We start from the raw sequence: 14872 nt of genomic DNA, 5'->3' as shown, positions 1-14872 counted from the left end.
TGCGAATGTTAACTAATGTACGGCAAATGACGGTTTTATGGCCCTTCTAGAGTTGCAAAGGACAATATCCCCAGTGGATTACGATGACGTCGCTCGAAAACTGATTGTGTACTCACGTTCCCTTGCCAAGGGATCCTTGAGTGTTGCCGGCGGCGCCAGTGTGGGCGAGGCACCGGTTTTACAGTATCTATCGGGTATTGACGGTGATGTCATTCCCTCCGAGATTGCCAAGAAGCTGAAATTCTCCCGTGCGCGCATGTCGCATATCTTGGATTCACTCGAGAGTAAGGGTTACGTTCAGCGCAGGACTGATCCAAACGATCGTCGGCGTGTGCTGGTGAGCATTACCGAGGAAGGCCGTGATTTCGCGGCGAAAAAAAATGCCGAGAGTGTGGCATCGCTCTCGAAACAACTCTCAGCGCTCGGCGAGCACGATGCCCAGGAGCTCGTGCGCATCCTGAATAAAGCTTACAGCCTTACCTATGATGCCGACGACTACCTGGACAATCTATAAGGATAAAGACAGACATTTAGGTGCATCTTGAAATGCACCCGGGACAGTTGTGCCCATCAGCCACCGTCAACATCTCATTCCAAACCAAATCAGCCAACGTACGTCATGGCAATCCCCGGTAGGTTGCAGGATGGCGGCTGAGCCTTTCCCTCGGGAAACTTCGCGAAGCCCAGTTCCCGAGGGAAAGGTATGGTCTGTGTAATACCAGATAAACAGTACATTTTTGCTAGATTGGTATTTGACTGAAGAACCAATTGGTATGGCTTATTAAGCCCACCTTGCCGTTGACGCTTATTTTGCTACCGCTGGGAGAATTCCGAACTTGGGTGCGCAAGTGCTCCCATATGTTGATATGACCTAGTAGGTGGCTATCTGGTTACTACCAGTTGGCCCCTTGGTAACGGGTGGCCCCCATTGTGCGGAATGTACCGAACATCTCCGTTTGATACGTTTTCCCATGCTGCCGGGGGGGGGCGTCCTCGGCACCTCAGCATGTCGGAAGAAAGGAGACCAGATGCGCAGGAATTCCATTTTTACGAAACGGTGGGTGAAGGGAAGCGCGGTCCTCGTTGCCACTGCAGCGACGCTCGTGTTTGCCAATCCCCAGCAGGCGATTGCCACGCCACTCAAGGGCGTCGACTCGGCGACCGTGTCCCAGTCTGCCTCGAATGTCGTCGACATCGATTTCGCTGACGGCATCAAGGGCCGTATTACGTTCCTCGAGGACGGTATTTTCCGTTATAACGTCGACCCCAAGGGTGAGTTTTCCGAGTACGCCACGCCGCGCAGTAAGTCCCACACGGCTAAGATCCAGGCTCAGCCCGATACCTCGGACACCTACAGCAAGCCGAGTGCGACGGTTGCCGACAAGGGCGACACTATCGAGATCACCGGCGGAAAGGCGACCGTGATCCTGGACAAGGCGACTGGCAAGATGAGTATCAAGTCAGGCGACCGTGTCGTGGTTTCCGAGTCCGCGTCCCTCGACCTTGATAAGAAGGGTACCGTCCAGACGCTCGCCAAGGAGAAGTCCGAGAACTTCTTTGGCGGCGGCACCCAGAACGGACGCTTCCTGCACACCAACCAGACCATCGCCATCTCCAACACGAACAACTGGACCGATGGCGGCGTTGCCTCGCCCAACCCGTTTTATTGGACGAGTGACGGCTACGGCGTGCTCCGAAACACGTTTGCAGAGGGTTCCTACGACTTCGGTTCCACGGACTCATCGACGGTCACGACTTTGCACAGCGAGAATGAGTTTGATGCCTACTACTTCGTGGCGACCAACGAGGGAGCTTCGAACGTGGCAACTGAGATGCTGCAGGACTACTACAAGGTGACCGGTAACCCGGTACTGCTGCCCGAGTACGGGTTCTACCTTGGTCATCTTAATGCCTATAACCGTGATGGCTGGTCAACGACCTCGGGTCAAAAGAAGTGGGAGACCAAGGGCAGCAAGTCCTCGAGCGAGAAGGGCGGCGTTAAGTACGAGTCTGGCATGTCGACGGGCTACAAGCTCGACGGCACACTTGCGGCCGAGACGCTCAACGGTGAGGGCCCTACGGTTGATACCGAGAACATGAAAGCGACCGATTTCGACCGCCAGTTCTCTGCTCGGCAGGTTATCGATGACTACGAGGACAGCGACATGCCGCTCGGCTGGTTCCTGCCGAACGACGGCTACGGCGCCGGCTATGGCCAGAACGGTTACTACAAGACCGGCGGCGTCAACTCCGACGGAGCGAGCTCGGCCGACCGTCTTAACGCTGTGCGTGCCAACGTCGACAACCTTAAGAAGTTCACCGAGTATGCCAACTCAAAGGGTGTGAGCACGGGCTTGTGGACCCAGTCCAACCTTGAGCCCGACAGCAACCCTGAGACCCCGTGGCATCTGCTTCGCGACTTCGACGCCGAGGTCAAGACGGGAGGCATCACTACCCTTAAGACCGACGTTGCCTGGGTTGGATCTGGCTACTCCTTTGGTCTTAATGGCATCAAGACAGCTTATGACACGGTGACGACCGGCGCTAACAAGCGCCCCAACATCATCACGCTCGATGGTTGGGCCGGCACGCAGCGCTTTGGTGGCATTTGGACCGGCGACCAGTATGGCGGTAACTGGGAGTACATTCGCTTCCATATCCCCACGTATATCGGTCAGAGTCTTTCGGGCAACCCCAACATCGGCTCCGACATGGATGGCATTTTTGGCGGCGACCCCATCATCTCTGCGCGTGACTACCAGTGGAAGACGTTCACGCCCTCTATGCTCGACATGGACGGTTGGGGCACCTACCGTAAATCGCCCATGACGCACGGCGATCCCTACACAGGCATCTCGCGCTTCTACCTCAAGCTCAAGGCGCAGCTCATGCCCTATATCTACACGAGCGCGGCCTCGGCGGCCAACATCGACACGGGTAACGGCGATGCCGGCCTGCCCATGATCCGCGCCATGCTGCTTTCCGATAACTCCGAGTACGCCGCAAGCACCTCGACGCAGTACCAGTATATGTTCGGTGAGAACTTCCTAGTGGCACCGGTGTATCAGGATACCCAGGCAGACGAGAACGGCAACGACATTCGCAATGGGATTTACCTCCCCAACTACGGCACCGACGAGAATCCCACCATCTGGATCGATTACTTCTCGGGTAAGCAGTATCGCGGCGGCCAGGTTCTCAACAACTACGAGGCTCCGCTTTGGAAGCTGCCGCTGTTTGTGAAGGCCAACGCTATCGTGCCGATGTACGCCGAGAACAACAACCCCGAGGCCGTGAGCGACACCAACACCAAGGGTACCGACCGCAGCCAGCGTATCGTCGAGTTCTTCGCCACCGAGGGCGACGGCACCTTTACGCAGTACGAGGACGACGGCTCCTCCATCGAGAACAACACGACTGAGGACGATTCCTACGGTACGATCGACAATATCTCCTACGGTGAGCATGTGAGCACCGTCTACAGATCCAAGGCCGCAGGCGGCACCGCGACCTTTACCGCCGAAGCCTCGCAGGGTGGCTACAACGGCTACGACTCCAATCGCACCACGACCTTCGTGGCCAACGTGTCCGCCAAGCCCATGAGCGTCGTCGCCAAGAACGGCGGATCCGCGCTCAACGTGGTTGAGGTCGACTCGCAGGAGACCTTTGACACCGCGACCCCCGAGGCCGGCCAGGCGGTCTACTTCTACAGCGAGACCCCTAACCTCAACCACTACGGCAGCGATGTGGACGGCACCGAGGCCGAGCGGGGCGAGAGCTTTAACAACACCAAGATCACCACGAACCCCAAGGTCTACGTCAAGTTCGCGAAGACCGATGTTGCTGCGGCGGCGCAGACGCTCGAGCTGGGCGGTTTCGTGAACGCCGACGCTACGCTCACGGCCGATCGCCTCAACGAGAACCTCTCCGCACCCACGAACCTTGCTGCCCCCGAGGACGTCACGACCCCAACGAGCATCAAGCTCACCTGGGGAAAGGTCGATGGTGCTACCTCCTACGACCTTAAGGTCGACGGCACTGTGTTTGCCGTGGGTGATGCGGCCGAGTTCACGCACACCGACCTCGCCTACAATAGCAAGCACACCTACCAGATTCGTTCACGCAACGCCGAGGGTTACTCCGCCTGGAGCGATGTGCTCGAGGCGAACTCCGCACTCGATCCGTGGCGGAACGTCCCCGACGCCGAGGAAATCACCTGGGAGGGCTCACTTTACGGCAGCCATAAGGCCGAGCTTGCCTTCGACCATGAGTTCCAGTCGGGCGACGGCGGTTTCCACTCCGGTGGCAACGATCTAGGCAAGGCGCTTACCGTTGACTATGGACGCGCTTACAAGCTCGATAAGCTCGAGTACTATGCGCGCGATGACGCCGGCAACGGCACTGTGACCAAGATGCGTGTTGAGACGAGTCTCGATGGCGTCCACTGGACGAGCCAGGAGGTCGATTGGGCACGTTCCGCTGATTGTAAGACGGTAGCGTTTGACGGCACCGTGGCCGCCCGTTACGTGCGCATGACACCGCTCGCCTCGGTCGGCAATTTCTTCTCCGCGTCCGAGATTGCCATCTACAAGACCGACGGCACGGATGGCTTCGCCGTGGGCTCCAACCTCAACAAGGCCACGATCTCCGACGGAGACTACTCCAACATGAAGAACTATCTGGGCCTCGAGAACCGCGAGCCCGATACCCCGACGTTCGGTTCGCAGATCCGCGACCACTTCGCCGACCTCAACGATAACGGCGTTTACGACGTCTACGATTACTCGTTCACCATGGCGGGTCTTGACGGCGGCACTAAACAAAAGGGCAAGCTCGCAGGTTCGCTCGCGGTGATTCCGAGCAAGACCGAGGTCGAGGCCGGTGATGAGATCACCGTTGATGTCTATGCGGCCGACGCCAAGAACGTCAACGCCCTGGGCGCTCTCGTCAACTTCAAGAGCGACCAGTTCGAGTTTGTGTCCGAGAGCATCGCGCAGGACGGCTCGACTGCCGGCATGGAGAACCTGTCTCGCGAGAAGGTCCAGTTCGCGGACAGAACGCAGACTATCAATCTCGCCTTTGCCAACCGCGGCGATGGCAAGCTCTACAACGGTACCGGCGCGGTGGCGAGTTTCAAGCTCAAGGCCAAGACCGCCGGCAAGGTCGAACTGCCCTCGACATCTTGGCTCATCGGTCCGGCATGCGACGCACTTGAGTTTGCGAGCGACGGCACGGTGACGATGCCGGATGTTCCTCAGCCAACGGTCGCCGAGTACGGTCAGGATGCCTTCAACATCACGATGACCAACGATGAGCTCACGACCGACGACGGGACCAACGTCGAGAAACTTATCCAGCAGAAGAGCTATAACGCGCTGTTCGATAATAACGAGGGCGACAACGGCTTTGAGTTCCTATGGAACTGGAGCGGCAACTGGGACAGCGAGGGTAAGCTTCCGAGTTACGTGAAGCTTCCCACCACGATGACATTCGCATTTAAGACGCCGTCGAAACTCGATAGTGTCGAGGTCGTTAACCGCAACGGTGGCAACGGAACCGTGCAGAAGATCAAGGCTGTCGTGACGTTCGAGGATGGCTCGACCCAAGAGTTCGCGGGCGGGGAGTACGATTCCTTCCGGGCTCGCTACGCCTTTGGCCTCTCTGCCGAGAACAAGGGCAAGAAGGCGACCAAGGTCGAGGTCACGCCGCTTGAGGCATCGGGTGACCAGATGCTCACACTGCGTGAGGTCAACTTCAACTACACGCAGGGTGTCGAGGCCATCGAGGGTGTCGAGCTAGGCAAGAACCAGACCGAGTTCTTTGAAGGCGACGTTACGCTCGTCGACGCCAAGGCTACGCCTGAGAGCGCCGGCTACCCCTATGTGACGGTCGAGAGCTCCGACCCCTCTGTGGTAAGCGTCTCCGCTGTTCAGGCTGGCGATAGCGTGAGCTACTACCTGCGTGCCAACAAGGCCGGCAAGGCAAAGATCACGGTGGCGTCGGTACTCGACCCCTCCAAGACCGCATCCTATGAGGTCGAGGTCAAGGCTGGTGTCGATACCTCTGCGCTCGTGGCAGCGCTTTCCAAGGCCGCGGGCTACAGCGAGTCCGTCTACACTAAGGATTCCTATGCAGCTCTCACCACTGCGGTCGAGGCGGCTCAGAAGCTCCTCGACGGCGGCCAAGGCAGCTATAGCAAGAAGGATGTCGCAGACGCCACAGTCAAGATCGAGAAGGCAATCGACGGCCTCAAGATGCGCCCTGTCGATGAGAAGATTCTCATCAACACGCCCGAGAACCGCAAGAACGTCAAGGTGGCCCGCTTCTCGAGTGAGGCCGACTACGAGGGCAGCAACGCCGTCAACGCTCTCGACGGCGACGAGCGGACGCTTTGGCACAGCGACTGGGCCCATGGGACCGGTATGCCCCAGTATCTGAGTGTCGACCTGGGCCGCGACTACGATCTCACCGACGTTACATTCCTGCCGCGCCAGGACGGCGGCACTAACGGCGATATCTTCGAGGCCGAGATACTGGTCTCCGACACTGCCGACGGTTATGAGATGGGCACCGCCGCGTCGATGGGTACGTTCGCCTTCGACAACGACGGCCGCGTGCTCACCGACCGTGGCGACTGGAAACAGATGAGCTTTGGCGCCGCGCGCGGTCGCTACGTGACCGTCAAGGTGATTCACGCCGGCGGAGGCGACGTTGATGCCTACTGCAGCATGGCAGAGCTCAAGTTCTACGGTACGGCCGTCCTCGATCCGGTGGCGAAGGATGATCTCGCTACCGCGATCGAAAAGGTTGATGCCGAGGTTGCTGCCGGCGACCTCAAGGCCGGTGACTACACCGAGGCCTCCTGGACGGCGCTCGAGAACGCCCTGGCGAGCGCCCGCGCCATCTTGAGCGACGAGAACGCCACGCAGGACGAGGTCGACCAGGCGCTCAGAGCGCTCGAGAGCGCCCGCGGCGCGCTCGAGAAGACCCCGGTGGCCCCGGTCGAGAATCCGACTAAGAAGCAGCTCAAGGCCCTGGTCAAGCAGGCGAAGGAGACTGACACCAGGGGCAAGACGGCCGAGTCTGTCAAGGTCCTGACGGATGCCATTACCTACGCCGAGGACGTCTTGGGTGATGAGAATGCTTCCGACACCCAGATCCAGGCGGCCTATGGCCAGCTCAAGCTGGCCATTGAGAGCCTCAAGGATGCCGATTCCGGCAACCAGGCGGGCAAGCCCGCAGGCGACAAGGCCCAGGGCAGCAAGAAGAACGGCTCGGCGATTCCCAATACCGGAGACCAGACGGCGGCGACCGTCGCGACCGTCGGTGGTCTTGGCGCCATCATCGCCGCAATCGGCGCTTTCTTCCATCGTCGCAGCAAGGCTAAGTAGCCCCAGCAACAGCTAAGCAAGCGTGCCCGCCGTCCCACCCAAGGACGGTGGGCACGCTTTTTGAATGTAGGCGGAAAGCTCCGACCCTTCGGCCTTAATCTCGCAAAGCGTTCCGTCTCCCGCCGAACACATCAGCATCGGCGGCTATACTTGAATTATTTGCAGTTAAGGGTCGCGGATTCGCCGCGTCACCGCTCTCAACAGGAGGTCTTTGTTTATGGCAGATCAAAAGCCGGTTGTCGGGATCATCATGGGCTCCAAGTCCGATCTGGGTGTTATGGAAGGCTGCACCGCCGAGCTCGAGGCGCTCGGTGTGCCCTATGAGCTCGTCATTGCGAGCGCACACCGCACGCCGGCGAAGGTCCACGAGTGGGCCTCGACTGCCGCCGATCGCGGTATCAAAGTGATTATCGCCGCCGCCGGCAAGGCTGCTCACCTGGGTGGTGTCGTGGCTGCCTTTACGCCGCTGCCGGTTATCGGTGTGCCTATGAAGACGAGTGACCTGGGCGGTATGGATTCGCTGCTGTCGATGGTGCAGATGCCTTCGGGCGTACCCGTGGCCTGCGTTGCCATCAACGGCGCCAAGAATGCCGCCATCTATGCCACGCAGATCTTGGGCGCATGCGACCCCGAGTACCGCAAGGTTATCGAGAAGATGAAGCAGGAGATGGCTGACGCCTAGGCGTTCCGCCGTTTCACCGCAGTATAAGGAGAGCCATGTCCGACTATCAGGGAAAACGATTCAAGGCTTCTCAGATTCCCGATCCGTCGAAGCCGGGTGCTGCCCATGCGGCACAGCAGGGTCGGACATCCTCTCCTCAGCAGCCGCGCACGCCGCGCCCCGTGACACCGGCGACGCATCGTCGACAGGACGCGCCGGCCGCATATCGACCTTCATCTTATAGCACCGCTAAGAAGCCGCCCCGGTCTTCATCGCATGCCACGCCGTCGGATTACACCGAGTCGCCGCGTAAAAAGCGCCGCTCCATCATTCCTATTCTGCTCATCATCGTGGGCATCGGTCTGATTGTTGCCGCCGCTGCCATCTTTATCAATGCCCAGATTGGCTATAAGCAGGCGAGCGATTCGTATCAGAAAATCGAGAAGCAATATGTAAGCGATAAGGACGCCAGCGGCGTGCCGATTATCGACTTTGATGCACTTGCTCAGACGAACCCCGAGATTGTGGGTTGGATTTACGTGCCGGGAACCAACATCAACTATCCCGTGGTGCAGACCAACAACAACTCCAAATACCTCAACACGCTGTTCGATGGCACGTCTAACGCCTCGGGTGCCATCTTCTTGGATAGCGATGACACCGCGCCGGGAATGGTCGACCAGCAGACCACGATCTACGGCCACCATATGAACGATGGGTCGATGTTCAACGTGATTTCGGATACGACTGACCAGGCAACGTTCGATAGCGTTGAATATGTGTACTACATCACGCGCGATGCGACGTATAAGTTGCGTCCGCTGGCGACCAAGGTGGTCGAGGACACGTATGCCAAGGCGCGCACGACCAATTTTGAGGGCGACGACGGACTCAAGAACTACCTGTCCGAGATGCTCGACGGCGCTTCTGCCGTGGCGAGTGATGCCACCGATCGTGCCGCTTCGGCAACTAAGGTTGTAACGCTTGTGACCTGTCGTTCGCTGTCGCTGAGCAACACACGCGCCGTCATGGTGCTCACGCCGGTCGAGGAATAAGTTGTTCGAGAGTAGCTAAAAAGGCCCCGTCCCAAATTGGCTACTCGACGACGGTAAGGGAGAAATGATGCTCGAGAGTGGCAAATTGATGCCTTCGATTGATGCTTGGCTGCGCGAGGCCAAGGCCGATGCTTCGGCGGCAGGCTGTGGGATGTATCTGACGCATAACGGTGTGGTGCGCGCGACGCCCAAGGCTGAGGTGCGCGGAGTCGAGACCGATGGCGTGGCGCCTGGGCATAAGGTGGGCGGCATGGTGTTTGGCTTCGATGCTCAGAAGGTGCAGGCGGCTATCGAGGCGACGCGTGCGATGCCGGGTATCGGCTATGTGCGTGTGTGGCTGGCAAGCGGCGAGCTTGCCGTAGGTGACGACATCATGCTCGTGCTTATCGGCGGGGACATTCGCCCGCACGTGGTCGATGCGCTGCAGGCGCTCGTTGGCACCATTAAGAACGAATGCGTGAGTGAGGTCGAGCGCGAGGCGTAGAGGCTTGCGTCGATAGAAGGATCGTTTATAAAAATGCCCACCGGTACGTGTGATACCGGCGGGCATTTTGCGTTTTGGGCGCGGTGGGCGCTACACGCGTGTCGCATCCTTGGGGCTCATGGTCATGCTCTGGAAGCGGTTTTCCATGTACTCGTTATCGAAGTGCTCTCCGTAGAACTGTGCGACGGGAATGTCCGGCTCCGTGCCGTTAACGCGCTGGTACCAGTAGTCGAGCGACTGCAGCGTCATGACGCCGTCGACCAGCATGATAACGGTAAAGATGACGGTGGCCGAGTAGCGGCTCTTCCAGGGGATCTTGTTGATAAGCTTAAGCAGCCTCGGCAGCAGCAGCTTGATCCAGATGAGGCCGCCCAGGCCCCACAGGCAGGCGAAGCCCGTGCAGGTGCGTCCGCCCGTGAGGACCACGAGCGGATCGGGCAAACCGAACAGCGTTATGTGCGAGTAGCTCCACGAGACCACGCCAAACGCGGTCTGCATAAACCAGCCCACGAACACCTCAAAGCTGGCGCCGAGCAGGGCGCTCACCAGGAAAATGATGATGGGGTTCTTTTTGTAGAAGCGGTTAAGCACCATGGTCATGAGCACGGCGCCAAATCCGTAGATGGGGCTGAAGGGGCCAAACAGCATGCCGGCGCGGTTCTGATAGACGCCCGGGTCGTCGACCGTCATGTGCCAGATGTCCTCGGCGATCAGGCCGAGTATGCAGCAGACAAAGAACACCCAGAACAGGTTGAAGTAGTTGAGCTTGATGTAGCCCTCGCCGGTTTCATCGCGGCCGAGCATGCCCTCGGCGGCAGCGTCGCGGTCGAGCATCTCCTGCAGGCGGCGCTGCAGTTCGCGCTCCTGACGCAGCGTGGGGTCGACGGTTGCCGAAAGTGCAACAAGGATGCCGAGCTGGATCGCGGGACGCAGCAGGAAGGGCCCGATGCCCTGGAGCATCACGTCGACCAAAAGCTCGACGACGGTGAATGCAATAAGGATGTAGGACAGGCGGGCGGCGTTGCGGCGCTGGTTTTTGATAAGGTCCAGGCCAAAGATGATTAGGATGACGGCACTTGCCGCAGAGAGCATGATGCCGCCGACGATAAGGCCGACTGCGACGAGCGTGTTGTCGCCGAGCTTTTCGGTGGCGTTGCCGTTAACAAGTGCCGTGATGACCTGCCACATAAAGGCAGCGACCGACGGGAGCGTGCCCACGCCGGACAGGATGCACAGGACGGCGTACACCTTAATGATGAGGGGGATCTTCTTGACCTCCGTGGCGCTGGGGACGCTGGGGTCGAGTTCGTTTCGATCCATACATAACCTTTCTCGTTTTGCTGTAGGTACAAGGATACGCCGCCGACCTGCCAAAAGACAGGACGAACGTCCCAATTGCAACTTTGTAATCCCCAACGGTGGACGCGGCGGCCATCTGGGGGGCGCGGGCGCTTGCACTGGACAGACCGATAAAATGTTTGGCAACAAAACTGATTATTAGCTCGGTGGGCTTTTAAAAAGCGCTGCTCATGCGCTGGGGAGCACGTCGCGCCGTGCGTATAATAAGGCGGGTAACGCCAAAAATACGAGGCTCTGAGGGGATACCATGTCTCAAGAAACCATCCGCGCGGCCGAGCGTGCCGCGGGACAGGTGAACACCATGTCGACGTATGATCCGGACTCCGACCAGCTGCATGAGGAATGTGGCATTTTCGGCGTATGGGCGCCCGATCGCGACGTGGCTCGACTGACGTACTTTGGCCTGCGTGCGCTGCAGCACCGTGGCCAGGAATCGGCTGGAATCGCCGTGGGTGACGGCGGCACGGTTATGGTCCGCAAAGATCTGGGCCTGCTCGACCGCGTGTTCTCCAACGCCGACCTGTCGACGCTCTCCGGCCAGCTGGCCGTGGGTCATGTGCGCTACGGCACTGCCGGCGCCAAGAGCTGGGAAGCCTCTCAGCCGCACCTCTCTACCATCAATAGCGTCATTATCGCGCTCGCGCACAACGGCACCCTCGTCAACACCGACGAGCTGCGCCGTCAGCTGATCGAGCTGGGCGTGCCGTTCCTCTCCAATTCGGATTCCGAGGTCGCGACCAAGCTTATCGGCTACTTTACCCAGCGTACGGGCCACCTGCGCGAGGGTATTCGCAAGACCATGGAGCTCGTGCGCGGCGGCTACGCCATGACGCTCATCAACGAGCAGGCGCTCTACGCATTTCGCGATCCACACGGCATTCGCCCGCTCGTGCTGGGCAAGCTGGTGGACGAGGGTCTGGACCAGGCCGATGCCGCAGCCGTTTCGCAGCTGCCGTCGCAGGACGGCGCCGCGACGGTCGACTCCGCCGTCCGTGTCACGCGCGCCGGCGGCTGGGTCGTTGCTTCCGAGACCTGCGCACTCGACATCGTGGGTGCCGAGTACGTCCGTGACGTCCGTCCCGGCGAGATCTTGCGCATCAGCGCCGAGGGCCTGGTATCCGAGCAGGGCGTGCCTGCAGCCGAAGAGCCCGCCAACTGCATCTTTGAGCAGGTCTACTTTGCCCGCCCCGACTCCATCATGAACGGCAAGAGCGTCTATGCCTGCCGTTACGACATGGGTCGTCAGCTGGCACATGAGGAGCCTGTCGAGGCCGACCTGGTCATCGGCGTGCCCGACTCCGGCCTGCCGCCTGCGGAGGGGTATTCGCACGAGAGCGGTATTCCCTTTGGCGAGGGCCTTATCAAGAACCGCTACGTGGGCCGTACGTTTATCGAGCCTACGCAGGAGTTGCGCGCCATGGGCGTGCGTATGAAACTCAACCCGCTGCGCGACAACATCGAGGGCAAGCGCCTGGTCGTCATCGACGACTCCATCGTGCGCGGCACCACCATGGTGCAGCTCGTCAAGATGCTGCGCAACGCCGGCGCCAAGGAGATTCATATCCGCATCAACTCGCCCGAGGTCATCTGGCCGTGCTTCTACGGTATCGATACCGACGTGCAGTCGCAGCTTATCAGCGCCAACAAGACGGTCGACGAGATTTGCGAGTATATCGGCGCCGATTCGCTGGCCTTCCTTTCGGTCGAGGGCCTGCTTAAGGTCATGCCCAAGGGCGGTTACTGCGATGCGTGCTTTACCGGCCGCTACCCCGTGGCGATTCCCGAGAGCTTTGGCCGCGACAAGTTCATGGAGGGCTTTAAGCCCCGCAACCTGGACAAGCCGCTGCACGTTGATGACGACGCCGTGGTCGAGAAATACGACGATCGCAGCTGGGAAGAGGAACACGGCGAGGCCTAAAACCTGCCATGTAGGGACAGGTTTATTTTGGTAGGTTTTACCTGCTGTTTTGTTGATATGACGGCGCGCGTTGTTATGGCGCGCGCCGAAATGAACGCAACTATGAGCACCGTTTGGCGCCCGCGCGGCGCCACGGTAGTGGGAGAGGAAGGCTCAGATGAGCGACAGCAAGCATGTGACGTATGAGGATGCCGGCGTCGATACCGCCGAGGGCGGCCGCGCCGTTGACGCTATTAAGCAGATGGTTAAGGACACCAACCGTCCCGAGGTCATCGGCGGTATCGGTGGCTTTGGTGGCTTATTCTCGGCCGCCGCGCTTAAGGATATGGAAGACCCGATTCTGATTAGCGGTACCGACGGCGTGGGCACCAAGCTCGTGCTTGCCCAGATCATGGACCGTCACGAGACGGTGGGCCAGGACCTGGTCGCTATGTGCGTCAACGACATTTTGGCTTCGGGCGCCGAGCCGCTGTTCTTCCTGGACTATGTTGCCATCGGTCACATCGAGGCCGGGCACATGGCAAAGATCATCAAGGGCGTGGCCGATGGCTGTAAGCTCGCGGGCTGCGCGCTCGTGGGCGGTGAGATGGCCGAGCACCCCGGCGTCATGGCTCCGGCCGACTACGACCTTGCCGGCTTTACCGTGGGCGTCGTCGACCGTCCCAAGATGCTCGACCCCGCAAACGTCCGCCCGGGCGATGTGATCCTGGGCCTGCCTTCCACCGGCGTGCACTCCAACGGCTACTCGCTCGTGCGCAAGGTCATCGGCGTCGACGGCATTAAGCCGGGCACGCCCGAGGCCGCCGCTAAGGCGGAGGAGCTGAGCCGTCCGCTCGAGGAGCTCGGCGGTGCTTCGCTGGCAGACGCCCTGTTGGCCCCCACGCGCATCTATGTCAAGCCGATTCTGGAGCTGCTGCGCGGTGGCGCTCCGGTGCACGCCATCGCCCACATCACCGGCGGCGGCATCACCGAGAACCTCAACCGCGCGCTTGCCGACGACGTTGACGCCGTGGTCACCCGTAACGGCGCCGAGATGGGTTGGGACGTTCCGCCCGTCATCACCTACGTCTCGCGCCAGGCCGAGCTCGCGCCCAATGAGGCATGCAAGACCTTCAACATGGGCGTTGGCCTGTGCCTGATCGTCGCCCCCGAGGACGAGGCCGCGGTGACCGAGGCTCTGGTCGCGCTGGGCGAGAAGCCGTTCCGCGTGGGCGAGTGCGTCGAGGGTTCCGGTAAGGTCGTGTACTCCGATGAGCGCTAACGAGCAGATGACTGCTGCCGCGAGCCTGGGCTTTGTGCCCTACACCCGTCCGACCGGCACCGATACGGCCGAGCCGCTCAAGATCGGTGTGCTCATCAGCGGTTCGGGTACCAACCTGCAGGCGCTGATCGACCTGATCGCCGCCGGCAAGCTCAACGCTTCGATTGAGCTTGTGGTGTCGAGCCGTCCTTCGGCTAAGGGTTTGCAGCGCGCTGAGCGCGCGGGCATCCAGACGCTCACGCTGTCCAAGGATGTCTATGCCGACCCCATCGCCGCCGACGAGATCATTGCGCACGAGCTGCTCGAGCGCGGTTGCGAGTATGTGGTCATGGCCGGCTACATGCGCATGGTGCACACGCCGCTGCTGGCGGCGTTTCCCAACCGCGTGGTCAACTTGCATCCGGCGCTGCTGCCGAGCTTTACCGGTGCGCATGCGATTGACGATGCCTTTGCGCGCGGCGTCAAGGTAACTGGCGTGACCGTGCATTTTGCCAACGAGATCTACGACAACGGTCCCATCATCGCCCAGCGTGCGCTGGCTGTTGAGGAGGGCTGGGATGTCGACACGCTCGAGGAGCACATCCACGCGATTGAGCACGTGCTGTATCCCGAGGTCGTGCAAATGCTCGCCGACGGCCGCGTCCACGTGCTGGAGAGCGGCAAGGTCGCAATTGACGCGCCTCGCGGCTAGCGGCGCACAGTACAATTTAGCCGAGTAGTCAGGGTGGTCATTGGCGCCAAGG

At 60.2% G+C, this 14872-nt stretch carries 9 protein-coding genes; 8 read left to right on the top strand and 1 reads right to left on the bottom strand.

The window, feature by feature from the left end:
- The first annotated feature begins 73 nt into the window (after positions 1-73).
- The 5 genes from AAAX31_RS05965 to AAAX31_RS05945 all read left to right on the top strand — a co-directional run bounded on the left by AAAX31_RS05965 (position 74) and on the right by AAAX31_RS05945 (position 9591).
- Positions 74-514: a MarR family transcriptional regulator gene (locus AAAX31_RS05965; protein WP_349076532.1), complete on the top strand. Its 441-nt coding sequence runs from the start codon at positions 74-76 to the stop codon at positions 512-514.
- Between the two features lie 514 nt (positions 515-1028).
- Positions 1029-7391 (top strand): discoidin domain-containing protein, encoded by a 6363-nt coding sequence (locus AAAX31_RS05960; RefSeq protein WP_349076531.1) that lies wholly within the window; start codon positions 1029-1031, stop codon positions 7389-7391.
- A gap of 217 nt (positions 7392-7608) precedes the next feature.
- Complete coding sequence (gene purE, locus AAAX31_RS05955) at positions 7609-8073, top strand: 5-(carboxyamino)imidazole ribonucleotide mutase (protein WP_006235810.1); 465 nt, start codon at positions 7609-7611, stop codon at positions 8071-8073.
- Between the two features lie 35 nt (positions 8074-8108).
- The gene (locus AAAX31_RS05950; RefSeq protein WP_349076530.1) at positions 8109-9107 is read left to right on the top strand and encodes a sortase; all 999 of its coding nucleotides are present in this window, start codon (positions 8109-8111) and stop codon (positions 9105-9107) included.
- A gap of 64 nt (positions 9108-9171) precedes the next feature.
- Positions 9172-9591 (top strand): molybdenum cofactor biosynthesis protein MoaE, encoded by a 420-nt coding sequence (locus tag AAAX31_RS05945; protein WP_233504102.1) that lies wholly within the window; start codon positions 9172-9174, stop codon positions 9589-9591.
- A 90-nt stretch (positions 9592-9681) separates the two neighbouring features.
- On the opposite strand, the gene AAAX31_RS05940 is transcribed toward AAAX31_RS05945, so the two are convergent.
- Entirely contained in the window at positions 9682-10911 is a 1230-nt protein-coding gene (locus AAAX31_RS05940) for a putative ABC transporter permease (RefSeq protein ID WP_349076529.1), read from the bottom strand.
- A 286-nt stretch (positions 10912-11197) separates the two neighbouring features.
- Between AAAX31_RS05940 and purF the strand changes: the two genes are divergently transcribed.
- From purF to purN, 3 genes are all read left to right on the top strand, one after another.
- Positions 11198-12868: an amidophosphoribosyltransferase gene (gene purF, locus AAAX31_RS05935; RefSeq protein WP_349076527.1), complete on the top strand. Its 1671-nt coding sequence runs from the start codon at positions 11198-11200 to the stop codon at positions 12866-12868.
- 157 nt (positions 12869-13025) lie between these two features.
- Entirely contained in the window at positions 13026-14129 is a 1104-nt protein-coding gene (gene purM / locus AAAX31_RS05930) for a phosphoribosylformylglycinamidine cyclo-ligase (RefSeq protein WP_117848441.1), read from the top strand.
- On the top strand, positions 14119-14820 hold the full coding sequence (gene purN, locus AAAX31_RS05925; protein WP_117848440.1) for a phosphoribosylglycinamide formyltransferase: 702 nt from the start codon (positions 14119-14121) through the stop codon (positions 14818-14820). The genes purM and purN overlap by 11 nt, the downstream gene beginning before the upstream one ends.
- Positions 14821-14872: the final 52 nt, after the last annotated feature.

The sequence above is a fragment of the Collinsella sp. CLA-ER-H5 genome, assembly GCF_040092375.1.
GTDB lineage: Bacteria > Actinomycetota > Coriobacteriia > Coriobacteriales > Coriobacteriaceae > Collinsella.
The sequence above is the reverse complement of the archived record's forward strand: the minus strand, read 5'-3'. Positions and strand labels throughout refer to the sequence as shown.